23 protein-coding genes are annotated in these 23,016 nt (G+C 62.8%); 13 read left to right on the top strand and 10 right to left on the bottom strand.

What is annotated here, in order from left to right; translation table 11 throughout:
* The first annotated feature begins 46 nt into the window (after positions 1-46).
* Positions 47-1,168 carry a beta-ketoacyl-ACP synthase III gene (locus V3314_RS23200; protein WP_046614678.1) on the top strand — a complete coding sequence of 374 codons (1,122 nt, stop codon included), beginning with the start codon at positions 47-49 and terminating at the stop codon, positions 1,166-1,168.
* 200 nt (positions 1,169-1,368) lie between these two features.
* Here the strand turns inward: V3314_RS23200 and V3314_RS23195 are convergent, their stop codons facing one another.
* A complete protein-coding gene (locus tag V3314_RS23195; RefSeq protein WP_015271304.1) occupies positions 1,369-2,613 on the bottom strand; it encodes a putative porin in 1,245 nt (414 codons plus the stop codon).
* A 263-nt stretch (positions 2,614-2,876) separates the two neighbouring features.
* Between V3314_RS23195 and V3314_RS23190 the strand changes: the two genes are divergently transcribed.
* Positions 2,877-4,004 carry a GNAT family N-acetyltransferase gene (locus tag V3314_RS23190; RefSeq protein WP_338459676.1) on the top strand — a complete coding sequence of 376 codons (1,128 nt, stop codon included), beginning with the start codon at positions 2,877-2,879 and terminating at the stop codon, positions 4,002-4,004.
* Between the two features lie 125 nt (positions 4,005-4,129).
* Here V3314_RS23190 and V3314_RS23185 read toward each other — a convergent pair whose 3' ends face one another.
* The 4 genes from V3314_RS23185 to V3314_RS23170 all read right to left on the bottom strand — a co-directional run bounded on the left by V3314_RS23185 (position 4,130) and on the right by V3314_RS23170 (position 8,326).
* The gene (locus V3314_RS23185; protein WP_338459675.1) at positions 4,130-5,962 is read right to left on the bottom strand and encodes an ABC transporter ATP-binding protein; all 1,833 of its coding nucleotides are present in this window, start codon (positions 5,960-5,962) and stop codon (positions 4,130-4,132) included.
* 63 nt (positions 5,963-6,025) lie between these two features.
* The gene (locus tag V3314_RS23180) at positions 6,026-6,583 is read right to left on the bottom strand and encodes a peptidylprolyl isomerase (protein WP_108481277.1); all 558 of its coding nucleotides are present in this window, start codon (positions 6,581-6,583) and stop codon (positions 6,026-6,028) included.
* Positions 6,577-7,389, bottom strand: a complete 813-nt coding sequence (locus V3314_RS23175) for an alpha/beta hydrolase (RefSeq protein ID WP_085663938.1) — start codon at positions 7,387-7,389, stop codon at positions 6,577-6,579. Before V3314_RS23175 ends, V3314_RS23180 begins: the two co-directional genes overlap by 7 nt.
* A gap of 13 nt (positions 7,390-7,402) precedes the next feature.
* Positions 7,403-8,326, bottom strand: a complete 924-nt coding sequence (locus V3314_RS23170; RefSeq protein ID WP_012273620.1) for a LysR family transcriptional regulator — start codon at positions 8,324-8,326, stop codon at positions 7,403-7,405.
* 48 nt (positions 8,327-8,374) lie between these two features.
* Here V3314_RS23170 and V3314_RS23165 point away from each other — a divergent pair, with 48 nt between their 5' ends.
* The 4 genes from V3314_RS23165 to V3314_RS23150 all read left to right on the top strand — a co-directional run bounded on the left by V3314_RS23165 (position 8,375) and on the right by V3314_RS23150 (position 12,014).
* Entirely contained in the window at positions 8,375-8,689 is a 315-nt protein-coding gene (locus V3314_RS23165; protein WP_012051530.1) for a hypothetical protein, read from the top strand.
* Positions 8,690-8,798: 109 nt separating this feature from the next.
* The gene (locus tag V3314_RS23160; RefSeq protein WP_085602097.1) at positions 8,799-9,398 is read left to right on the top strand and encodes an FMN-dependent NADH-azoreductase; all 600 of its coding nucleotides are present in this window, start codon (positions 8,799-8,801) and stop codon (positions 9,396-9,398) included.
* Positions 9,399-9,683: 285 nt separating this feature from the next.
* Positions 9,684-10,565, top strand: a complete 882-nt coding sequence (locus V3314_RS23155) for a carboxylate/amino acid/amine transporter (protein WP_338459674.1) — start codon at positions 9,684-9,686, stop codon at positions 10,563-10,565.
* 72 nt (positions 10,566-10,637) lie between these two features.
* Positions 10,638-12,014, top strand: coding sequence for a cytosine permease (locus tag V3314_RS23150; RefSeq protein ID WP_046614671.1), 1,377 nt, complete (start codon positions 10,638-10,640; stop codon positions 12,012-12,014).
* A gap of 192 nt (positions 12,015-12,206) precedes the next feature.
* Here the strand turns inward: V3314_RS23150 and V3314_RS23145 are convergent, their stop codons facing one another.
* Complete coding sequence (locus tag V3314_RS23145; RefSeq protein ID WP_135002395.1) at positions 12,207-13,508, bottom strand: mechanosensitive ion channel family protein; 1,302 nt, start codon at positions 13,506-13,508, stop codon at positions 12,207-12,209.
* Between the two features lie 103 nt (positions 13,509-13,611).
* Between V3314_RS23145 and V3314_RS23140 the strand changes: the two genes are divergently transcribed.
* On the top strand, positions 13,612-14,973 hold the full coding sequence (locus V3314_RS23140) for a DEAD/DEAH box helicase (protein WP_338459673.1): 1,362 nt from the start codon (positions 13,612-13,614) through the stop codon (positions 14,971-14,973).
* A 123-nt stretch (positions 14,974-15,096) separates the two neighbouring features.
* Here the strand turns inward: V3314_RS23140 and V3314_RS23135 are convergent, their stop codons facing one another.
* Positions 15,097-15,369: a hypothetical protein gene (locus V3314_RS23135; RefSeq protein WP_025340165.1), complete on the bottom strand. Its 273-nt coding sequence runs from the start codon at positions 15,367-15,369 to the stop codon at positions 15,097-15,099.
* 268 nt (positions 15,370-15,637) lie between these two features.
* Here V3314_RS23135 and V3314_RS23130 point away from each other — a divergent pair, with 268 nt between their 5' ends.
* The 4 genes from V3314_RS23130 to V3314_RS23115 all read left to right on the top strand — a co-directional run bounded on the left by V3314_RS23130 (position 15,638) and on the right by V3314_RS23115 (position 17,654).
* Complete coding sequence (locus tag V3314_RS23130) at positions 15,638-15,916, top strand: BrnT family toxin (RefSeq protein ID WP_046614668.1); 279 nt, start codon at positions 15,638-15,640, stop codon at positions 15,914-15,916.
* On the top strand, positions 15,894-16,148 hold the full coding sequence (locus V3314_RS23125; RefSeq protein ID WP_046614667.1) for a BrnA antitoxin family protein: 255 nt from the start codon (positions 15,894-15,896) through the stop codon (positions 16,146-16,148). Before V3314_RS23130 ends, V3314_RS23125 begins: the two co-directional genes overlap by 23 nt.
* A 77-nt stretch (positions 16,149-16,225) precedes the next feature.
* Positions 16,226-16,621, top strand: coding sequence for a hypothetical protein (locus V3314_RS23120; protein ID WP_013973698.1), 396 nt, complete (start codon positions 16,226-16,228; stop codon positions 16,619-16,621).
* Positions 16,622-16,727: 106 nt separating this feature from the next.
* Positions 16,728-17,654 (top strand): DMT family transporter, encoded by a 927-nt coding sequence (locus tag V3314_RS23115; protein WP_338459672.1) that lies wholly within the window; start codon positions 16,728-16,730, stop codon positions 17,652-17,654.
* A gap of 127 nt (positions 17,655-17,781) precedes the next feature.
* Here the strand turns inward: V3314_RS23115 and V3314_RS23110 are convergent, their stop codons facing one another.
* The gene (locus V3314_RS23110; protein WP_085602120.1) at positions 17,782-18,954 is read right to left on the bottom strand and encodes an MFS transporter; all 1,173 of its coding nucleotides are present in this window, start codon (positions 18,952-18,954) and stop codon (positions 17,782-17,784) included.
* A gap of 106 nt (positions 18,955-19,060) precedes the next feature.
* Here V3314_RS23110 and V3314_RS23105 point away from each other — a divergent pair, with 106 nt between their 5' ends.
* Together V3314_RS23105 and V3314_RS23100 are read left to right on the top strand one after the other, a co-directional pair.
* The gene (locus V3314_RS23105; protein ID WP_338459671.1) at positions 19,061-19,954 is read left to right on the top strand and encodes a LysR substrate-binding domain-containing protein; all 894 of its coding nucleotides are present in this window, start codon (positions 19,061-19,063) and stop codon (positions 19,952-19,954) included.
* A 124-nt stretch (positions 19,955-20,078) separates the two neighbouring features.
* Positions 20,079-20,207, top strand: coding sequence for a PA1414 family protein (locus tag V3314_RS23100; RefSeq protein WP_009683677.1), 129 nt, complete (start codon positions 20,079-20,081; stop codon positions 20,205-20,207).
* 183 nt (positions 20,208-20,390) lie between these two features.
* Here V3314_RS23100 and V3314_RS23095 read toward each other — a convergent pair whose 3' ends face one another.
* Both V3314_RS23095 and speB read right to left on the bottom strand, forming a co-directional pair.
* Positions 20,391-21,770, bottom strand: a complete 1,380-nt coding sequence (locus V3314_RS23095; RefSeq protein WP_046614663.1) for a sodium:solute symporter — start codon at positions 21,768-21,770, stop codon at positions 20,391-20,393.
* A gap of 133 nt (positions 21,771-21,903) precedes the next feature.
* Entirely contained in the window at positions 21,904-22,854 is a 951-nt protein-coding gene (speB, locus tag V3314_RS23090; protein WP_025340154.1) for an agmatinase, read from the bottom strand.
* Positions 22,855-23,016 lie beyond the last annotated feature (162 nt).

Raw genomic sequence — 23,016 nt, 5'->3', positions numbered from 1 at the left:
CCCAGCCAGCGCCCCGTGGCGATGGCCTTTGACCAGAGGAACGACCGTGCATAACGTCGTGATCAGCGGCACCGGCCTGTACACCCCGGCCCAGAGCATTTCCAACGAAGAACTGGTAGCGTCCTTCAACACCTGGTCGCAGCAGTTCAACCAGGACAACGCCGCCGCCATCGAGCGCGGTGAAATCGAGGCGGCGCCGCTGTCCGATGCGGCCTTCATTGAAAAGGCCTCGGGCATCAAGAGCCGCTTCGTCATGGACAAGGCCGGCATCCTCGACCCGCAGCGCATGAAACCGCGCCTGCCCGAGCGCTCCAACGACGAACCGTCGGTGCTCTGCGAAATGGCTGTCGCCGCCGCCCGCCAGGCCCTGGAGCGCGCCGGTCGTACAGCGGCCGATGTCGATGGGGTGATCGTCGCCTGTTCCAACTTGCAGCGCCCGTACCCGGCCATTGCCATCGAAGTGCAGCAGGCGCTGGGCATCCAGGGCTTTGCCTTCGACATGAACGTGGCCTGCTCGTCCGCCACTTTCGGCATCCAGACCGCCGCCAACAGCGTGGCCCTGGGCCAGGCGCGCGCGGTGCTGATGGTCAACCCGGAGGTATGCACCGGCCACCTGAACTTCCGTGACCGCGACAGCCACTTCATCTTTGGTGATGCCGCCACCGCGGTGTTGCTCGAGCGTGCCGACAAGGCCACCTCGGCGCATCAGTTCGAGATCGTCAGCAGCAAGCTGTGGACCGAGTTCTCCAACAATATCCGTAACAACTTCGGCTTCCTCAACCGCGCGGCGGAAGAGGGCGAGGGTGCGGCGGACAAGCTGTTCATCCAGGAAGGCCGCAAGGTGTTCCGCGAGGTGTGCCCGAAGGTGGCCGAGCTGATCGGTGAGCACCTGCAGGAAAACGGGCTGCAGCCAAGCGATGTAAAACGCTTCTGGCTGCATCAGGCCAACCTCAGCATGAACCACCTGATCGTCAAGAAGCTGCTGGGGCGTGAAGTGGCCGAGGAAGACGCACCGGTGATTCTCGACCGTTATGCCAACACCAGTTCGGCGGGGTCGGTGATTGCCTTCCACCTGTACCAGGACGACCTGGCCAAGGGCTCGCTGGGCGTGTTGAGCTCGTTTGGTGCGGGGTATTCGATTGGTAGCGTGATCCTGCGCAAGCGCTGATTTATCTGGCGCCTGTACCGGCCTCTTCGCGGGCTTGCCCGCTCCCACAGGTACTCCACAGTTTTCAAGAGCTGTGGTGATTCTGTGGGAGCGGGCGAGCCCGCGAAGAGGCCGGCGCATTTCTGCCAGGCAAGAAAAAGCGGGAAATGCCGGATGGGGTCGGCATTTCCCGCTTCAGGTGAAACAGTGCAGGGTGTCGCTTAGAACTTGGCTTCCAGGTCGACCTGCAGGGTATCTACATCGGCATCGCTGTTGGGCAATTGCGACAGGTCGGTCTTGGCCATCAGGTAGGCAGCGCCCAGAGAGAAGTTCTTGTCGATTTCATACCCGACCTTGAACTTGTGCCCGCGCGAACCGGTAAAGCCGTTGCCAAAGTCAGAGTCGGTGAACAGGCTGACCACGGCGTTACGCTGCACATCGCGGTAGTTGTAGTCCAGACTCCAGGCGCCGACTTTGGTTTTCAGGCCCGCCAACCAGGCCTGGTCTTCCCCATCGGTGCTTTCGGTGTTTTTCACATACTGGCCGTAAGCAGAGAGCGGGATGGCAAAGCCGGTGAAGTCCAGCTGGCCGAAGCCTTCCACGAGGTTGAACTCGTTGGTGGTGTTGCCGAACGACTGCAGGATGGTGGCTTCCTTGTCGTTGTCGTAGCCATAGATACTGGCACCTACGGTCAGCTTGAGCACATCGGCCGGGGCGAATTTGGCGCCCAACTGGCCGTGATAGACCTGTGCGTCATGCTTGTATTGCACGCCGTCGCCATCGACGTTGTCCTTGAGGGTGTACTGACCGGCGCTGGCGAACACCTCGGCCCCGCCCAGGTCGGTCTTGTAGGTGGCTGCCACGCCTTCCGGGTTGATGTCGCTATCCCAGATGATGTCGCCCATGCTCACCCACGGCTGCGCCATCTTGCCGCCGATCAGGTGCAGGTTGGGAACTGCAGTCGGGTGCCAGTCGAGGTAGGCCTGATCGACCCACAGCGACTTCTTGTCGAAGTAGTTGTCGAAGCTCTGGTTGGTCGAACGGCGGTCGGCACTGCTGCCGGTGGCGATACGGATGCCCGCGTCTACCTGCGGGTTGATTTCGCTGTAGAAGCCGACACGGGCACGCACGCGCTGGCGGTCCTGGTTGCCGCTGCTGCTGTTAGGGTCGTCGACGTTGACGTCTTCGTAACGCAGGCGCACATCGCCCTTGACCTGGGTCTTGGCGGCCCATGCCACTTTCTGTTCAAAGGAGCTCATCCGTTCGGATTGCGCTTTCTGAGCGGCCTTTTCCTTGGTTTCTTGAGCCAGGTCCGCCTGCAGTTCGTTGTACTGCGCCTGGTTGATCGAGCCGTTGGCGCGGAGCATTTCGAGCAGCTTGGCGTCGACAGCTGCACTGGCCGGAGTACTCAGAGCCAGCATCATGCCGGTGAGGCTCACTCCGGTAAGTGTAGAAACAAGACGCATAAGGTTCTCCCTGTTGAATGAGATGGGGGAGGCTCAAGCGCCCGCCCCTGTGTTGGCATGTCTTCGGAAAGGGCCTGAATAGACAGGTTCTGGGGTTCCGGAAAACAGGCGCAAGTATTGCGGGGGCGAATGACAGATTAATGTCGAATTAGTGGCACTGCGGTTAAGTAATTGAGAATGAAAGGATCTGTGCCGGCTATCGTGATTTGAGTGGCGGGCCTTCCTTGGGGATACTGGGTACCTTGAAACAGCGAGCCAAAACCGTGACCAGCCTGTACAGCCTTGCCCATTTGCGTGATCTACCGGCGGCCACCTGGGATGCCCTGGTGCCGGCCGGCCAGCCGTTCCTGCGCCATGCGTTCCTCAGCGCCATGGAGGACAGCGGCAGCGTTGCGCGCAACACCGGCTGGGCCGCCGAGCACCTGGTGCTGGAGCGTGACGGGCAGGTACGGGCGCTGCTGCCGGCGTACCGCAAATGGCACTCGTTCGGTGAGTACGTGTTCGACCATGGCTGGGCCGATGCCTGCGAGCGGGCCGGCATTGCCTACTATCCCAAGCTGCTCGGTGCCGTGCCGTTCAGCCCGGTCAGCGGCCCGCGCCTGCTTGCCGCCGACACAGCCGATGGCTTGCTGATGCTGCAGGCCGTGCCGGAGTACCTGGGCAAGGGCGGTCTGTCTGGCGCGCATATCAATTTCACCGAGCCGGCGCTGGACGAACAGCTGGCCAGCCAGCCGGGCTGGATGGAGCGCCTGGGTTGCCAGTTTCATTGGCGCAACAACGGCTACCGCGACTTCCAGGATTTTCTCGACAGCCTGAGTTCGCGCAAGCGCAAGCAGATGCGCAAGGAGCGTGAACAGGTGGCCGGGCACGGTATTGAATTCCGCTGGTACCGTGGGGGTGAACTGGATGAGGCGCAGTGGGATTTCGTCTACCGCTGCTACGCCAATACCTACGCGGTGCGCCGCCGAGCGCCCTACCTGACGCGCGAGTTCTTCAGCCTGCTGGCCGAGCGCATGCCCGAGGCCTTGCGCGTGGTGATGGCGCGGCAGGGGGGCCGTGATGTGGCCATGGCCCTTAGCCTGGTGGGGGGCGACAGCCTGTTTGGCCGCTACTGGGGGTGCCTGGATGAATTCGACCGGCTGCATTTCGAAACCTGTTTCTATCAGGGCATGGACTTTGCCATTGCCGAAGGGCTGCAGCGTTTCGATGCAGGGGCGCAGGGGGAGCACAAGCTGATTCGTGGGTTCGAGCCAGTACTGACGCGGTCGTGGCACTACCTGCTGCACCCGGGGTTGCGGCGGGCGGTGGAGGATTTTCTGGTGCAGGAGCGGGAAGGGGTGCGGGCCTATGCCGAGGAGGCCCGGGGGATGTTGCCCTATCGCCGGGACTGATCCATTCATATTGCCTGTGCCGGCCCTTTCGCGGGTGAACCCGCTCCCACAGGTACTGCACAGACCGTGAAATTTGTGCGGTCCCTGTGGGAGCGGGTTCACCCGCGAAGAGGCCAGTACAGGAATCAGTCCACCCCGACAAACCCCCCCGTCTGGTGATGCCACAACCGGGCATACAAGCCTTGCTGCTGCAGCAGTTCACTGTGGCTGCCAATTTCTACAATCCGCCCCTTGTCCAGCACCACCAGCCGGTCCATCCGCGCAATGGTGGAAAGCCGGTGGGCAATGGCGATCACTGTCTTGCCCTGCATCAGCGTCTCCAGGCTTTCCTGGATCGCTGCCTCCACCTCCGAATCCAGCGCCGAAGTGGCCTCGTCCATGATCAGGATCGGTGCATTCTTCAATAGCACCCGGGCAATCGCGATACGCTGGCGCTGGCCACCCGACAGCTTGACCCCGCGCTCGCCCACATGGGCATCGAAACCGGTGCGCCCCTGGGCGTCCGACAGTTGCGGGATGAACTCGTCGGCGCGGGCCCGCCGCACCGCTTCATGCAGCGCCGCCTCGCTGGCACCGGGGCGGCCATACAGCAGGTTGTCGCGGATCGAGCGGTGCAGCAGCGAGGTGTCCTGGGTGATCATGCCGATCTGCGCGCGCAGGCTGGCCTGGCTCACTTCGGCAATGTCCTGGCCGTCGATGAGGATGCGCCCGCCCTGAACGTCATACAGCCTCAGCAGCAGGTTGACCAAGGTCGATTTGCCTGCCCCGGACGGGCCGATCAGGCCGATCTTCTCACCCGGGCGGATGTCCAGGTTGAGCCCTTCGATCACGTTGGCGGCCTTGCCGTAATGGAAGTCCACATCATCGAAGCGCACCGCACCGCGGCTTACCTTGAGCGCCGGTGCGTTGGGCCGGTCGGCGACGGTAACCGGCTGGGCGATGGTCTGCAGGCCGTCCTGGACCATGCCGATATTCTCGAAGATGCCGTTGACCACCCACATGATCCAGCCCGACATGTTGACGATACGGATCACCAGGCCGGTGGCCAGGGCGATGGCGCCGACGGTGATCAGCGACTGGCTCCACAGCCACAGTGCAAGGCCGGTGGTTGTGACCACCAGCAGGCCATTGAGGGATGTGATGACCACGTCCATGCTGGTGACCACCCTTGCGGCCAGCTGGGTTTTCTCTGTCTGTTCACGGATCGCTTCGCGGGCGTATTGCTGCTCGAAGTCGGTATGGGCGAACAGCTTGAGGGTGGCGATGTTGGTGTAGCCGTCGACGATGCGCCCCATCAGCTTGGAGCGGGCGTCGGAGGAAATCACCGAACGTTCCTTCACCCGGGGGACGAAGTAGAACAGCGCGGCGATGTAGCCGGCGATCCACAGCAACAGTGGCAGCATCAGGCGCCAGTCGGCTTCGGCGAACAGCACCAGCGAAGTGATGGCGTAGATCAGCACGTGCCATAGCGCATCCACTGCCTGCACGGCGGAGTCGCGCAGCGAGTTGCCGGTCTGCATGATGCGCTGGGCGATGCGCCCGGCGAAGTCGCTCTGGAAGAAGTTGAGGCTCTGCTTGAGCACATAGGTGTGGTTCTGCCAGCGGATCAGGCTGGTCATGCCGGGGTTGATGGTCTGGTGCACCAGCAGGTCGTGCAGGCCGAAGAACACCGGCCGCAGCAGCAGGATCACTACCAGCATCCAGATCAGCTCGCCGCTGTGTTCGCTGAAGAAATTGGCATTGGGCGTGCCCTGGGCCAGGTCGATGATGCGGCTGAGGTAGCTGAACATCGCCACCTCGATCAGCGAGGCGACCAGGCCCACCACCAGCAGGGCGACAAAGCTCGGCCACACCTGGCGCAGGTAGTACAGGTAGAACGGCCAGACCTGGCCGGGTGGCGACTCGCTGGGCGCGTCGCGGAAGATATCGATCAGTTGCTCGAAACGGCGGTACAGCATGGGTGACGACACTCCTGTTTCATCCGACCCTCAGGCGGTTTCACGTCCCTGTGAAGCCTGCGGTCAGTCGATGCGTTTGGCCGACTTGATGTAGACCGGATCGGCCGGTACATCGCGCATGCCTTTCCTGGTGGTGGTCGGCGAATTTACGATCTGGTCGACCACTTCCATGCCCTTGGTCACCTTGCCGAATACGGCATAGCCACGGTCACGCCCAGGGTTGAGGAAGTCGTTGTCGGCCACGTTGATGAAGAACTGGCTGGTGGCCGAGTTCGGGTCCTGGGTACGGGCCATGGACAGCGTGCCGCGGGTGTTCTGCAGGCCGTTGCCGGCCTCGTTGGTGATCGGGGCTCGGGTGTTCTTCTGCACCATCTGGTCGGTGAAGCCCCCGCCCTGGACCATGAAGCCCGGGATTACACGGTGGAAGATGGTGTTGTTGTAGAAGCCGCTGTCGACGTATTCGAGGAAGTTCTTGGTACTGATCGGTGCCTTCTCGGCATTAAGCTCGATTTCGACCTGGCCGAAGCTGGTGTCCAGCAGTACGTGCGGGGTCTTGTCGGAGGCCATGACGCTGGTGGCGAAGGCGACCGAGCAGGCGGTGAGCAGGAGTTTTTTCAGCATGGGCTCAAAGATCCTTGAGAGGTGGAAGCGGCTGCAAGGAACTGCAGCAGGGTCTGGTTGAAGACCTCGGGTTGGTCGAGGGGTGTAGCGTGCCGGGAATCGTCGATGACCACCAGCCTGGCGTGGGGCATGAGGGCGACGTAGCGTTCTTTCAGTTGTATCGGGGTGTAATCGTGGTCGGCGGCGATCACCAGGGTAGGACAGTGGATCTGGCCGATGCGTTCCTGCACGCCCCAGTCGACGATGGCGTCGAAGCTCTTGAGGTAGGCGCGCTTGTCGTTGCGTGCCCAGCGCTGGGCCATCTTGTGCCGCAGTTCGGCCTGCTGCGGTTTGGGAAACAGCCGCTCGGCCAGGCCCTTGCCGACGGTTTCGACACTGAGCAGGCGCGCCAGGCCCCAGCGCTTGAGCCACCATGCCCAGTCACTGCGGGTACGGCGCTTGACCTCGGGGGCGCTGTTGACGATGCACAGGCTGCGCAGCCATTGCGGGTGGTCGACGGCAAACTGGAAGCCGACCATGCCGCCCATGGACAGGCCGACGAAGTGCACGGGGCCGGTGTGCAGGTGTTCGAGCAGGGCCAGCAGGTCGGCGCTGAAGGTGGCGATCTGGTAACCGTCGCGTGGCTTGTCGGAGCGGCCGTGGCCACGGATGTCCATGAGGATTACCCGGTAGTGGCGGCTGAGCACCGGCACCTGCAGCTCCCAGTCCTGGCAGCTGGAGCCCAGGCCATGCAGCAATACCAAGGGTTCGCCCTGGCCATATTCCTCGTAATGCAGTGCGCATCCTTCATGTTCGAAATAGGCCATGGGCGCGGTCCTCTCAGGCTTGTGGGGGGGCTGCGAAGGGCACGTCCAGTGGCGCGGTGTCGAAATTGCGCAGCAGGTCGATGAGAATCTGCGTAGCCGGGCCCAAGGTCTTCTCTTTGCTCGAATAAAGGTAGAACAGTGGGTGGCGGCTGCCACCCTGATCCAGCGGCAACGGCTTGAGCACGCCCTCGCGCAGCTCGCGCTCGATCATGTGGCGGGGCAACCAGGCAAAGCCCAGGCCACTGCTGACGAAGGTGGCGGCGGTGCCCAGGCTGCCGACGGTCCAGCGTTGCTCGGCACCCAGCCAGCCGACATCGCGCGGCTGGGCGCGGCCGGAGTCGCGGATTACCACCTGCAACTGGCTTTCCAGGTCCTGGAAGGTCAGCTCGCGGCCCAGGCGGTGCAGGCTGTGTTCGGGGTGGGCAACGGCGACGAACTCCACCGCGCTCAGTTCGGCGCCCAGGTAGCCGCCGATGCTGTAGCTGCTGATGGCCAGGTCGGCGATGCCTTCGTGCATCACTTCCTCGACGCCAGACAGCACTTCCTCACGCAGGCGCACCCGGCAACCACGGCTCTGTGGCATGAACGCGGCCAGGGCGCGTACCAGGCGGGCACTGGGGTAGGCGGCATCGACCACCAGGCGTACCTCCGCCTCCCAGCCCTGTTCCATGTGGTGGGCGAGGTCCTCGAGCTGGCTGGCCTGCTTGACCAGGTGGCGCGAACGGCGCAGCAGGACATTGCCGGCCTCGGTGAGCACCGCCTTGCGGCCGTCGATGCGCAGCAGCGGCACGCCCAGTTGCTCCTGCATGCGGGCCACGGTGTAGCTGACCGACGACTGTGAGCGGTGCAGTGCCTCGGCGGCCTGGGCAAACCCGCCGTGATCGACCACTGCCTGCAGGGTTCGCCACTGGTCAAGGGTTACGCGCGGCGCTTTCATCTTTCGCTCCTGTTGTCCTAAGCTGCGCTCTTTCAAGGAGAGCGGCCCATGAAGAAATGTTGTGCGGCAATACTGATGTGCCTGCCCCTCGGGGCCATGGCTTATCCCATCGACGTTGAGAAGGAACTGACCGGGGTAAAGCTCGACTACACCGCCTATGACACGGCCTATGACATTGGCGCCATCACCCTCAACAACTATGGGCAGGTACCGGCCGCGTGCAAGGTGACCTTCCGCAACGGCCCGGAGGCGCCACGGGTGCGTCGGGTGAACGTACCGGCCGGTAAAAGCGTCGATGTCACTGCCAAGTTCAACCGGCAGATCATCAAACTACGGATCGCCTTGAATTGCAGCGCAGAATAAGCTGATAAATCGATAGATTGAACCCACTTTTTACGCTTTTTTATCGATAGGTCAAGCGGTAATCTCACCTCCATCGAATCGCAACCCTTTTTGCCGATGGAGGCACCCCATGTCCCGCGTACTGATCATCGAAAGCAGCGCCCGCCAGCAGGATTCCGTTTCCCGTCAGCTGACCCGTGATTTCATCCAGCAGTGGCAGGCCGCCCACCCGGCCGATCAGATCAGTGTGCGCGACCTGGCCGTGAACCCGGTGCCGCACCTGGACGCCAACCTGCTGGGTGGCTGGATGAAGCCCGAAGAACAGCGCAGTGCTGCCGAACTGGACGCCTTGGCCCGCTCCAACGAACTGACCGATGAGCTGCTCGCCGCCGACGTGCTGGTGATGGCTGCGCCGATGTACAACTTCACCATCCCCAGCACCCTCAAGGCCTGGCTGGACCACGTGCTGCGTGCCGGCATCACGTTCAAGTACACCCCCACCGGCCCGCAGGGCTTGCTGACCGGCAAGCGCGCCATCGTCCTGACTGCCCGTGGCGGCATCCATGCCGGTGCCACCAGCGACCACCAGGAACCGTACCTGCGCCAGGTAATGGCCTTCATCGGCATTCACGATGTCGACTTCATCCATGCCGAAGGCCTGAACATGAGCGGCGAGTTCCACGAGAAGGGCGTCAACCAGGCCAAGGCCAAGCTGGCGGCGGTGGCCTGAGGCTTAGCGAATTCCCAACCCTGACACCTGTTGTTGCTCCTTTGGGTGTACCTGCCCGGCCCGCATGGCCGGGCTTTTTTATGCCTGTGAATTTTGTGGGGGCCTGTGCCGGCCTCTTCGCGGGTAAACCCGCTCCCACAGGGACACCACTGATCTGAGGTGCCGTGATATTCCTGTGGGAGCGGGTTTACCCGCGAAGAGGCCTGCACAGCCCCACATTCCTCATGGTTGAACTCATTCATCGCAACCCGCTAAGGTCGCGGCCTTGATCCACGAGAGGCAACCATGGGCTACCTGATAATCGTCGCGCTGATCCAGGCGTTTTCCTTCAGCCTGATCGGCGAGTACCTGGCCGGGCACGTCGACAGCTACTTTGCCGTGCTCGCGCGGGTAGTGCTGGCTGGCCTGGTATTCCTGCCGCTGACCCGCTGGCGCCAGGTCGAGCCGCGCTTCATGCGCTCGATGCTGCTGATCGGCGCGCTGCAGTACGGCATCACCTACGTCTGCCTGTACCTGAGCTTTCGCGTGCTCACCGTGCCGGAGGTGCTGCTGTTCACTATTCTCACGCCGTTGCACGTGACGCTGATCGAAGACGCCATGAGCCGGCGCTTCAACCCGTGGGCCTTGTTGGCAGCGCTGGTGGCGGTGGCCGGCGCGGCGGTGATCCGCTTCGACACCATCAGCGGCGAGTTCTTCATCGGCTTCCTGCTGCTGCAACTGGCCAACTTCACCTACGCCGCCGGCCAGGTGCTGTACCGCCACCTGGTAGCACGCCACCCCAGCGACTTGCCGCACTACAAGCGTTTTGGCTACTTCTACCTGGGCGCGTTGATCGTGGTGTTGCCGGCCTTCCTGCTGTTTGGCAACGTCCAGCACCTGCCGACCACCAACGTGCAGTGGCTGGTGCTGCTGTTCCTGGGGCTGGGCCCGACGGCGCTGGGCCTGTACTGGTGGAACAAGGGCGCGTGCCTGGTATCTGGGGCCACGCTGGCGGTGATGAACAACCTGCATGTGCCGGTAGGGTTGCTGCTCAATCTGCTGATCTGGAACCAGGACGAGCCATTGGGCAGGCTGTTCATCGGCGGGGCAGTGATCCTGGCGTCGGTGTGGATGAGCCGCCTGGGTACCCTGACGTTATCAAGCAAGCCATGGCGCAGTCAGCTATGACGCGTTCGTTACTGAACCCAAATTCCGCCGGTCCCTACCCGATAATCCGGAAAACAAAATCGGGAGACCGGCGTGAAGCTAGAAACGCGAAGTATCGAATTTGTCCCACACGCAGAGCGTTATGGCACGCCTAAACGATTGTTCACTATCTGGTTCAGCTCCAACTTCCAGATAACCGCGCTGATGGTCGGCACCCTGGGCATTGCATCGGGGCTAAGCCTTGGCTGGACCTTGTTGGGCCTGTTGGTCGGCAACCTCATCGGTACCGTGTTCATGGCCGCGCACTCTGCCCAGGGGCCTCACCTGGGCGTGCCACAGATGATCCAGAGCCGGGCCCAGTTCGGTGTCCATGGTGCCGCGCTCCCTCTGCTGGTGATGGTCACGGCCGCAGTCCTGTTCCTTGCCGCCAGCGGCGTGCTGATGCGCAATGCCCTGCAGGCGCTGGTACCCATGAGCGATGACCAGGCGATCGTGGTGGTCGGCTTGCTGACCTTTGTCATCGGCTTTGTCGGCTACGAGCTGATCCACCGCCTGGGCGCGTGGATGAGCCTGTTGTCCACCTTGGTTTTTGCTGGCGCCCTGGTGCTGATTCTGTTGCACCCCGGCGATATGGCAACCACAACGGCGGTGAGTACCGGCTTCTCGTTCACCGCCTTCAACCTGATCGTGGCCCAGTCGGCCTCCTGGACGCTGGGGTATGGCCCCTATGTGGCCGATTACTCGCGCTACCTCCCGGCCAACGTCAACCCGCGCGCCACGTTCTGGGCCACTTATTGCGGTTGTGCGCTGGGCTCCTTCGCCATGATGGCACTGGGTGCGCTGGTGGCTGTGGAACTGCCCTCGGCACTGGGGCATGACCCGGCCACGGCCATTGCCGCGTTGTTTGGCCCGTGGGCGCCGTTGGCGTTGGCAGTGATCGCGCTGGGGGTGATCCAGTACAACGTCCTGTGCCTGTACAGCGCCTATATGTCGTCGGTCACGATCTTTGGCGCCTTCAAGACCATCCGGCGCGTTACCGCGACGGCCAAGGCCTTGGTAATGGCAGGGCTGACCGCAGCGGCAACGCTGATCGCCATCGCCACCCAGTACAATTTCGATACGTTCTTTGCCGACATCCTGATCGGCCAGCTGTACCTGTTGATCCCATGGAGCGCGATCAACTTGGTGGATTACTACTGGGTATGCAGGGGCCACTATGATGTGGGGGCGCTATATGACGCCAAGGGGCGTTATGGATGCTTCAATCGTCGAAGCCTGGCGGTGTACGCCGTGTCGATCATCGGTACCATCCCGTTCATGAAACTGTCGTTCTACACGGGCTTCGTGGCCGAGTGGCTGGGGGCGGATATCAGTTGGGCGATGGGGTTGATCCTGGCCGGTGCGCTGTATTGCATGGTCCATGGGCGCGAGAGCAACCGGCTTTCGACAAGCATGAATGCGCACCCCTGACTCGGCCCTGACACGGAAAGGGGCCGCTTTGCGGCCCATCGCCGGCAAGCCAGCTCCCACAGGGGATCGCGCCAACTTTTAGAATTTGAGCAAGACAGTTGCTCCCACAGGTACTGCACACCTCTCGAATTTTGCGCGGTGCCAGTGGGAGCTGGCTTGCCGGCGATGGGCTGCGAAGCAGCCCCGGCAATATCAAGCCTCGCTCATTTCTTCCAGCCGACGCGGCACAGGCTCTTGCGATACACGCCCGCTCAACCCCGCCCGCATGTCGTTGCCACTCGGCTGCTGATACAGGCTCAAGCCAAACTCCGGTAACACCGCCAGCAGGTAATCGAAGATATCCCCCTGAATCCGCTCGTACTCAGCCCACGCTGTGGTAGTGGTAAAGCAGTAGATCTCCAGCGGAACGCCCTCGGCGGTGGTCTGCATCTGCCGCACCATGCAGGTCATGTTCGGGTGCACGTTGGGGTGGTTTTTCAGGTAGGCCAGGGCGAATGCCCGGAAGGTACCGATGTTGGTCAGCTTACGGCGGTTGGCCGACAGCTCGGCCACTGGCCCCAGGGCCTCGTTCCAGCTTTGCAGTTCCTGGCGCTTGCCCGCCAGGTAGTCGCGCAGAAGGCTGACCTGGGTGAGTCGCTGTTCTTCCTCGCGAGTCAGGAACCGCACGCCGGCCGCGTCGATGAACAGGCTGCGCTTGATGCGCCGGCCACCGGACTGCTGCATGCCGCGGTAGTTGCGGAACGACTCGCTCATCAGGCGCCAGGTGGGGATGGAGACGATGGTCTTGTCGAAGTTCTGCACCTTCACGGTGTGCAGGGTGATGTCCACCACATCACCGTCGGCGCCCACCTGGGGCATTTCGATCCAGTCGCCCACGTGCAGCATGTCGTTGCTGGTCAGCTGCACACTGGCGACGAACGACAGCAGGGTGTCCTTGTACACCAACAGCAGCACCGCCGACATCGCACCCAGGCCCGACAGCAGCAGCAGCGGCGAGCGGTCGATCAGGGTGGCGACGATGACGATGGAGGCGAAAATCCACAGCATCATCTTGGCCAGCTGCACGTAGCCCTTGATCGAACGGGTGCGGGCGTGTTCGGTGCGGGCATAGATGTCGAGCAGGGCATCCAGCAGGCACGACAGCGCCATGGTCATGAAAAGCAGGGTAAAGGCCAGGGCAACATTGCCGAGGAAGTGCTGGGCGGTGTCGGACAGCTCGGGCACCAGTTTCAGGCCGAACTGCAGCACCAGTGATGGCGTGGTCTGTGCCAGGCGGTGGAACACCTTGTTGTTGCGCAGGTCGTCCAGCCACTTCAGCGCTGGCTGGCGGGCCAGCAGGCGGGCGCCATGCAGCACCAGGAAGCGTGCCAGGCGGCCGATCACCAGGGAAAGGAGCAGCAGCACCGCCAGGCCGATGGCCGCGTGCAGCATCGGATGTTGGTCAAGGGTGCCCCACAGGTCGAGGGAGTCACGCCAGATTCGTTGGATATCCATGGGCTTGCGTACAGTCTTGTTGCTAAACGAAGCGCCATTAGAGCCCGGATGGCGACAAAGTTGCCAAAAGAAATTCGGCTAAGGCGGCAGAAAACGTTACCCTATGCAACTGAATTTTCCGCACTTGCCTGAGGTTACCTCCGTGTTCTCCCAATTCGCCCTGCACGAACGCCTGCTTAAAGCCGTGGCCGAGCTTAACTTTGTCGAGCCAACCCCGGTGCAGGCCGCGGCCATCCCCCTGGCCCTGCAAGGGCGTGACCTGCGCGTGACCGCGCAGACCGGCAGCGGCAAGACCGCGGCCTTCGTGCTGCCACTGCTCAACCGCCTGGTCGACCTGCGCGAGCGCCGCGTGGAGATCCGCGCGCTGATCCTGCTGCCGACCCGTGAACTGGCCCAGCAGACCCTCAAGCAGGTACAGCTGTTCTCGCAGTTCACCTACATTAAGTCGGGCCTGGTTACCGGCGGTGAAGACTTCAAGGAACAGGCCGCCATGCTGCGCAAGGTGCCGGATGTGCTGATCGGCACCCCGGGCCGCCTGCTCGAGCAGCTCAATGCCGGCAACCTCGACCTGTCCCACGTGCAGGTGCTGATCCTCGACGAAGCCGACCGCATGCTCGACATGGGCTTCGCCGAAGACATGGAGCGCCTGTGCAAGGAGTGCGAGAACCGCCAGCAGACCCTGCTGTTCTCCGCCACCACCGGTGGTGCAGCCCTGCGCGAAATCATCGGCAAGGTGCTGAAAGACCCAGAGCACCTGATGCTCAACAGCGTCTCGCAGCTGGCCGAAGGCACCCGCCAGCAGATCATCACCGCTGACCACGACCAGCACAAAGAGCAGATCGTGCAGTGGCTGCTGGCCAACGAAACCTTCGACAAGGCGATCATCTTCACCAACACCCGCGCCCTGGCCGACCGCATCTACGGCCACCTGGTGGCCAAGGACGTGAAGGCCTTCGTGCTGCACGGCGAGAAGGACCAGAAGGACCGCAAGCTGGCCCTGGACCGCTTCAAGCAGGGCAGCTCCAAGGTACTGGTGGCTACCGACGTTGCGGCCCGTGGCCTGGACATCGACGGCCTGGACCTGGTGATCAACTTCGACATGCCGCGAAGCGGTGACGAGTACGTGCACCGTGTAGGCCGTACCGGCCGTGCCGGTGGCGAAGGCCTGGCGATCTCGCTGATCACCCACAACGACTGGAACCTGATGTCGAGCATCGAACGCTACCTCAAGCAGCAGTTCGAGCGCCGGGTGATCAAGGAAGTGAAGGGCACCTACAGCGGGCCGAAGAAGGTCAAAGCCTCGGGCAAGGCAGCTGGCAGCAAGAAGAAAAAGGTCGAGAAGAAGACCGGCGACAAGAAGGCGGCCGCCAAGCGCAAGCCAACCGCCAAGCCGAAGGCCAATGCACCGCTGGCCAGCGCTGACGGCCTGGCGCCGCTGAAGAAGCGCAAGCCTGCGGCTGAGTAACCTTCAGTATCGCTGTTGGTTTCTTCGCGGGCACGCCCGCTCCCACAGGATAATCACAGATCGAAGGCTGTGTTGTCCAAGTGGGAGCGGGCGTGCCCGCGAAGAGGCCAGCACAGGCGACCACTATTCAGCCTTTTTCTCCGCCTCTTTCAACTCCTTGATCCGCTTGTCGATCAGCTGACACTTGTCGGGCAAATCCTTGCTCGCCGTCCCAAGCTCCATCCCTTGAAGCTCGTCATTGATCTCCTTGGCCTTCTGCGGGTTCTGCTCGGTCAACTGGGTGACCAACCCGGCTAGCTCCTCGCGTTTCTGCGTCGCTTCTTCCGGTGTGCAGGCCCAGGCGGGCAGGGCGCAGAACAGGGCAGTGGCGCAGGCAATGGGCAGCAGCAGTTTCATCCTTCCTACCTCCGGCGGTGGTGATGCCCGGTGGAGGTATGCGCCTGGCCGTTAGTTCAGCGCCTTCGACCGGTGGCACTTCATGGTCAGCCTGTCCCCAGCTGGGCATCTGACCTAGCCTTGTGAGCCATTTGGCCAGGCCACTTCCCTCCAGGTTGTAATCCCTTTCCCAAAACCTCCTGAAGCTATTGAAGAGTGGGCGATCGCTCCCTAGCCTTGGCCTGGATCAGGAGGTATCGTATGTACAGATGTAAATACGGAGCGTCCCATGTTCTTTGAATGGGACGATGCCAAGAACCAGATAAATATCCGCAAGCACGGCATCGACTTCAGCGATGTTCCGGATATGTTCAATCATCCGATGCTGATTCGCCGCGATGGCAATCCGGACCACGATGAGGAACGCTGGGTCTGCCTGGGCTGGCTGAAGTGTCTGATAGGCGTGGTCGTGTACACGGAAAGGCAGGGTGATGTCATTCGCATCATTTCTGCACGCAAAGCCACCAGATGGGAGGCCAAACATTATGACCAAAGCATCGAAAACTGACTGGAGTCGCCTGGCTCGACAGGACGACCAGGCTATTGATACCTCGGATATTCCTGAGCTGGATGAAAATTTCTTCCGCGAGGCCGAGCTGCGAGTTCCAGCCAAGCAAACGGTGACCATTCGCCTTGATTCCGATGTTCTCGCCTGGTTCAAAGAGCAGGGTAGCGGCTACCAGACCCGGATCAACCAGTTGCTGCGCCAGTACATGCAAGCACAACAACGCCAGCGCTGAGATATTTCGGAACGCTGGGCAAGCTCGACAGGTCCCAACCTGTGTACCCCTTCCGTCCACAGCAGGAGCCTGTAGCCATGAGCATCGCCTACGACTGGGACCTGATCGAGCGTTTGCTGCACGAGGTGCAGAACGGCGCCGGTCACAGCTTCACGCCACGCCCCTATGCCGAGCAGCACGCTGCGGCACTGGCTGCCAAGGGGGAGCCGGTGGGCGACCTGGACCACCTGAAAACCCGTGCCTGCGAATACGAAAGGCTGCTGTTCGAGCGTGGTTTCATCGAAACCCGGCCCGAAGAGGATGGCGGCAATGGCGAGAACTTCGTGCTGACCGAGCGCGGTTCGCGGCTGATGAGCCTGATCGACAGCAGCATTCCCGGCTTCGAGCACCCGCGCCAGGTGCTGGACGAGCAGGAGGATGCGCTGGACGAAACCACCTTCGAGCAGGTGTCGGCGAAGGCACAGATTGCCTGAGGTCGTTTTGAGTCTGGCAAGGGCGGCCATGGAAACCCGATAATCGGTAGTTCCTGAACACTGCCGAGCCCTTGCCCATGCCAATGACTACCGCAGAGGCCCGCCTATGAGCGCGGTCCGCAAGAACCCCGACGCCTTTGCCTTCCAGGTGATGCTGGGGCTGTGCCTGATCTGGGGTTGCCAGCAGGTCTTGATCAAGACGGCCGCCATCGATATCGCGCCGGTGATGCAGGCGGCCTTGCGCAACGGCATCGCCGCCGTACTGGTAGGCCTGATGCTGTGCTGGCGCGGGGGCTGGGAGCAGGTCGGCAGCACCTGGCGAGCCGGGGTGGTGGCGGGCGGGTTGTTTGGCCTGGAGTTTCTGTTCATTGCCGAGGGGCTGAAGCTGACCTCGGCGGCGCACATGTCGGTGTTCCTCTATACCGCGCCGGTGTTTACCGCGTTGGGCCTGCATTTCAGGTTGCCCAGCGAACGCCTGCGGCTGCTGCAATGGCTGGGGATCCTGCTGGCCTTCGGCGGCATTGCCATGGCGTTTGCCGGCGGCATGTCGTTCGAGCAAATGGATGGCCGCACACTGTTGGGTGATGCCTTTGGCGTGATCGCCGGGCTGGCCTGGGGGGCGACCACGGTGGTGGTGCGTTGCTCGCGGCTGTCGGAAGCGCCGGCGACCCTGACCCTGTTCTATCAGCTGGCGGTGGGCTTTGCCGGGTTGCTGCTGATTGCCTTGCTCAGCGGCCAGATCGGCGCGGTGACGCTGACGCCGCTGGCAATGGGCAGTGTGCTGTTCCAAGGGGTTGTGGTGTCGTTCATCAGCTACCTGACCTGGTTCTGGTTACTGCGCAAATACCTGGCGTCGAACCTGGCAGTGTTCTCGTTCATCACCCCGCTGTTCGGGGTGACCTTTGGCGTGTTGTTGCTGGATGAGCCGCTGAGCCTGAACTTTGTGGTTGGCGCGTTGATGGTGCTGCTGGGGGTGATCCTGGTGAGTGCCGAGACTTGGGTGAAGCAGCAGTTGCGGCGGATTGTGGGATGATCGATAACCTGTACCGGCCTCTTCGCGGGTTTGCCCGCTCCCACAGGTATTGCACAGGTCTTGAAGATTGTGCGGCCCCTGTGGGAGCGGGCGAGCCCGCGAAAAAGCCGGCACGGGCAGCCACGATTCAGGATGCTGCCTTGGCCTGACAGGCGCTGCCCTGCTGTGCAGAGCTGCCAAGCAGCACCAGCCCCCCAGCCACCACCAACCCACCCGCAGCGACCATCAGCGCCGGCTGCAGCCCGCCGCTGTAATGGCTGCTGACCGCCGCCAGCAGCGGCCCGCTCAACTGCCCCAGGGCAAAGCAGGCCGTCAGCAGCCCGGCATTGCGCTGTGTGGCATGCGGCGCCAGCTCCCGCGAACGTTGCATCACCAGCTGCATGCAGGCCAGGAACGGCCCGCCACACAGCACCACGCCCAACGCCAGCCCGACACCCCCACCCATCAGGCAGGCCAGTACACCCAACCCCTGCAGCCACAGGGTGGCAGTGAGCCAGGCCGAGGTGCGGCCGCCACGCCGCAGGCTCACCAGCAGTACCCCCAGTGCCGCCGACAGGCCGAACGCCGGCCAGAACAGGTCGGCCAGCCACTGCCCGTGGAACTGCTGGTTGGCCATCTGCGACAGGAAGGTGGCCGGCAGGATGTAACCCACGCCATACAGTGCATACACCAGCCCCAGGCGGCCGATGCCGACACTGCGGGTCGGGCCCTGGCGTGCAGCCGACGGCACTGGTGCCGCTTGCAGCGCTCTTGGCAGCCAAGGCCGGACTGCCAGCAGCATCACCAGCGCGGCCACGGCATAGATCAGCCACAGTGCTGCCGAGCCCAACCCCCACAGATGCGCCACCAGCGCCAGCAAGCCAGTCAGCGCGATGCCCAGGCCGGGCCCCGCGAACACCAGTGCACCCAGGCGCTGACGGTTGTTGGCATTGGCCACCTGTTGGCTGAGGCTGGTGATCATCACCAGCACCCAGGCGCTGGCCATTCCGGTGCCAAAGCGCAGCAGCAGGTGGCTCCAGAACCCGTCTGCAGCCCATGACGCCAGGGTCAGCAGCACGCAAAGCCACAGCCCACCCTGCAGGCGCAGGCGCACATGGCCCGGCGAGCGGGCGAACATGGCATCGACCGCGCCGATGAAGTAACCCAGATAGTTGGCCGCGGCGACCAGCCCGGCGACCGTCAGATCGAACTGGCCTTCGGCGATCAGCTGCGGCAGCTGCGGGGTCAGGGCGAAACGGCCGATGCCCATGGCCATCATCAGCGCCACGGCGCTTGCCAGCAGTTGAATGAGTGGCGACATGACGATTCTCCTGCACGGATGTAAGCGATGGCTGGCAGGTTAGGGCGGTTTCTTTTTCAATAAAATTGAATAATGATGATTAAGTTGTTCTGTTTTGGAGAATGCCGTGGAATTCAGCCAACTGCGTATCTTCCAGGCCGTCGCCGAGGAAGGTTCGGTCACCCGTGCCGCAGAGCGCCTGCGTCGAGTGCCGTCGAACCTGTCGACGCGCTTGCGCCAGCTCGAGGAGCAACTGGGTGTCGAGCTGTTCCTGCGCGAACGCCAGCGCCTGCAGCTGTCGCCGGCGGGCAAGGTGCTGCTGGATTACGCCAACCGCATGTCAGCCTTGCGCGACGAGGCGCTGGCCGCCGTGCGGGGCGGCCAACCGGCGGGGGACTTTGTACTCGGGACCATGTACAGCACGGCGGCGACCCATTTGCCCGAGCTGCTGGCGCGTTATCACCAAGCCTACCCGGCGGTGAACCTGCAGGTGCGCGCTGCGCCCAGTGGCGAACTGCTGGAAGGCCTGCTGAACCACACCTTGGACGCGGCACTGGTGGATGGGCCGCCGAGCCTGGCCGGGCTGGATGGTGTTCCGCTGTGTGATGAGCAGCTGGTGCTGATCACCAGCCCCGAGCACCCAGCGGTGCTCACTGCCAAGGATGTGGCGGGCAAGGCGGTGTTCACGTTCCGCCAAGGCTGCTCGTACCGCATGCGCCTGGAGGCCTGGTATGCCCATGCCCATACGCCCATGGGCCGGGTGATGGAGATCGAGTCGTACCAGAGCATGCTGGCCTGCGTGATCGCCGGTGCGGGCGTGGCGATGATGGCCAGGTCGATGCTCGACAGCCTTCCCGGGCGCGACCGGGTACGGGCGCACCGACTGCAGGCGCCGTTCGATCAGGCGGTCACCTGGTTGATGTGGCGCCAGGGCATGTGCGGGGCAAATTTGCAGGCCTGGATCGACCTGCAACAAAGCGAAACGATTAACCAGTCGTCGGAATGCGCCGTTACGGCTTGATCCGTATCAAAATGGCCCGTATCTGTAGGTTTAGAGGCATGCGTAATACAGGACATAGGGCTATGATCTGTATGAAACATCGCAGGATTGAATTGCCGTGAGGCTGACCCGTCAAGGGGGCATTATGAATAAACCACTATCCAACTGGCTCCACGACCTGGCTGTCGCCTTGGGGCTGATTCCACCACCTTTGCAGCCGGTGCCGATCCCGACTGATGAAGAGCAGCGCAAACGCCAACCGCGTCGTCGCTGATACAGACAAAGGCCGCTGCACCTGGGTGGGTGCAGCGGCCTTTTTGTGTCTGCCAGTTGTGTGTTGCCTGTACCGGCCTCTTCGCGGGCTTGCCCGCTCCCACAGGTACCCCATGAATTTCAAGGCTTGTGGTATCCCTGTGGGAGCGGGCGAGCCCGCGAAGAGGCCAGTTCAGGCTGAAGGTCAGGCCAGCTTCACCGCCGCCACCGATTTACGTGACATCAGGCTGACCACCACAAAGCTCACCAGACCAACCGCCAGGCTGTAGTAGATCGGCGTATTGGCTTCCAGCCCATCCTTGAACATGAACAGCAGCGCGGTCGCGAAGCCCAGCGACATGCTGGCGATGGCCCCGGCGGTGGTAGCGCGCTTCCAGAAAATCGCCCCGATCAGCGGGATCAGCATGCCACCGACCAGCAGGTTGTAGGCCAGGGTCAGGGCATTGATCACATCGTTCACCACCAGGGCGATGCCCAGCACCACCAGGCCGGTGAGCAGGGTGAACAGGCGGCTTACGCCCAGGCTCGACGCCTTGCCGCCACGCAGCTTGGGCAGCAAGTCTTCGGTCAGGGTGGTCGACGCAGCCAGCAGGCCGGCGCTGGCGGTGGACATCATGGCGGCCAGCGCCGCTGCCATCAGCAGGCCACGGATGCCGTCGGGCAGGGTGGTCTTGATCATCTCGGCAAAGGCATTGTTCGGGTTGGCCAGGTCGGGCATCAGCACGTGCGCAGCCATGCCGATCGTGGCGCAGGCCAGACCGTACAGTACGCAGTACACACCAGCGGTGGTGCCAGCGCGCTGGCAGACCTTCTCGTCACGGGCAGTGAATACCCGCTGCCAGATGTCCTGGCCGATGAGGATGCCGAAGAAGTAGATCAGGAAGTAGGTGATGATGGTGTCCCAGCCAATGGTGGTCAGCTGGAAGCTGGCCGATGGCAGCTTGGCCACCAGGGTGTCCCAGCCACCGGCTTTGTACAGGCACACTGGCAGCAGGATGAACATCAGGCCGACAGTCTTGATCACGAACTGGACGATGTCGGTCAGGGTCAGCGACCACATGCCGCCAATGGTCGAGTACAGCACCACCACGCCACCACCCAACAGCAGCGAAGCCCAGAACGGAAGGTCGAGCAGCACCTGCAGTACGGTGGCCATGGCCAGGGTCGAGGTGACGCCGATCATCAATGCATAGGCCAGCATGATCACGGCGCTGGCCTGGCGTGCAGCGGGGTTGTAGCGCTGCTCCAGCACCTGGGTCACGGTGAATATGCGCAGGCGCAGCAAAGGTTTGGCGAGGAACAGGTTGAGGGCGATGATGCCCAGGCCCAGGGCTGCGCACAGCCAGAAGCCGGAAATGCCGTGGACGTAGCCCAGGCGTACTGTGCCGACGGTGGACGCGCCACCGAGCACGGTGGTGGCCATGGTGCCCATGTACAGGACCGGGCCGAGGTTGCGCCCGGCCACCAGGTAGTCCTCATGGGTTTTCGCGCGCCGCATGCCATACCAGCCAAGCCCGAGCATGCCGGCGGTGTAGATCATTACAACAATGATGTCCAAGGCCATTGGGGGTCTCCCGATTATCTTTATTATGGCGAGATCGACCACGCGGGCGGGTTCAAGGCGCCCGGCGGTCTTGTCGTGTTGTTGGCGGGCCTCTGTGGCCCTCCCTCATGGCTCCTGCCGGGGTGTAGCGGTATTAACGACGCACTACGCCCGGTAGCACGCAGAGCATCTCGAACAGCAGGTTGGCACCGAGCAGCGAGGTGTTGCCGGTGGTGTCGTAAGGCGGGGAGACTTCGACGAGGTCACAGCCGATCAGGTCCAGGCCGTGGCAGCCGCGAATGATCTCCATCGCCTGGATGGTGGTCAAGCCGCCGATTTCCGGGGTGCCGGTGCCAGGCGCCCAGGCCGGGTCGATGCCGTCGATGTCGAACGACAGGTATACCGGGCCACCGCCGACCTTTTCGCGCACCTCGGCCATCAGCGGTTCCAGCGACTTGTGCCAGCACTCTTCGGCCTGGACCACACGGAAGCCCTGGCGGCGGCTCCAGTTGAAGTCATCGGCGGTGTAGCCTTGGGCGCGCAGGCCGATCTGCACCACGCGCTCGCAATCGAGCAGGCCTTCTTCCACGGCGCGGCGGAAGGTGGTGCCGTGGGCGATCTTCTCGCCGAACATGTGGTCGTTGACGTCGGCATGGGCATCGATGTGCACCAGGCCGATCTTGCCGTGTTTCTTGTGCAGCGCGCGCAGGATCGGCAGGGTGATGGTGTGGTCCCCACCCAGGGTCAGCGGGATGATGTTGTGCTCTAGGACCTCGTCGTACGCTTCTTCGATGATGCGCACGGCGTCCAGCAGATTGAAGGTGTTGATCGCCACGTCACCGATGTCGGCCACCGACAGCGAGTCGAACGGTGCAGCCCCGGTGGCCATGTTGTACGGGCGGATCATCACCGATTCGGCGCGGATCTGCCGCGGGCCGAAGCGGGTGCCGGAGCGCAGCGAGGTACCGATGTCCAGCGGCACGCCGATGAAGGCGGCGTCCAGGCCTTGGGCACTTTGCAGGTGGGGGAGACGGAGCATGGTGGCGATGCCGCCGAAACGCGGCATTTCGTTGCCGCCCAGTGGTTGGTGGAGGATCTTGTCCACGGTGGGCCTCATCAGTCGGTCGATTGTTCTGTTTGTTCGAACCTGTTGCCGCCGCGCGCCTTCCAGGTGTGGTCTTGCTGGCGGGCAGGGACATTTCGGCCAAGTCTGCTGAAGGTAGTGCCGGGGAAAAATCGCTACCGGCAAATACTTACTTCAGGAATT

This window comes from Pseudomonas sp. TE3-3-F2023 (genome assembly GCF_036784815.1).
Lineage (GTDB): Bacteria > Pseudomonadota > Gammaproteobacteria > Pseudomonadales > Pseudomonadaceae > Aquipseudomonas > Aquipseudomonas pudica.
This window is presented reverse-complemented; position numbering and strand designations above follow the sequence as displayed.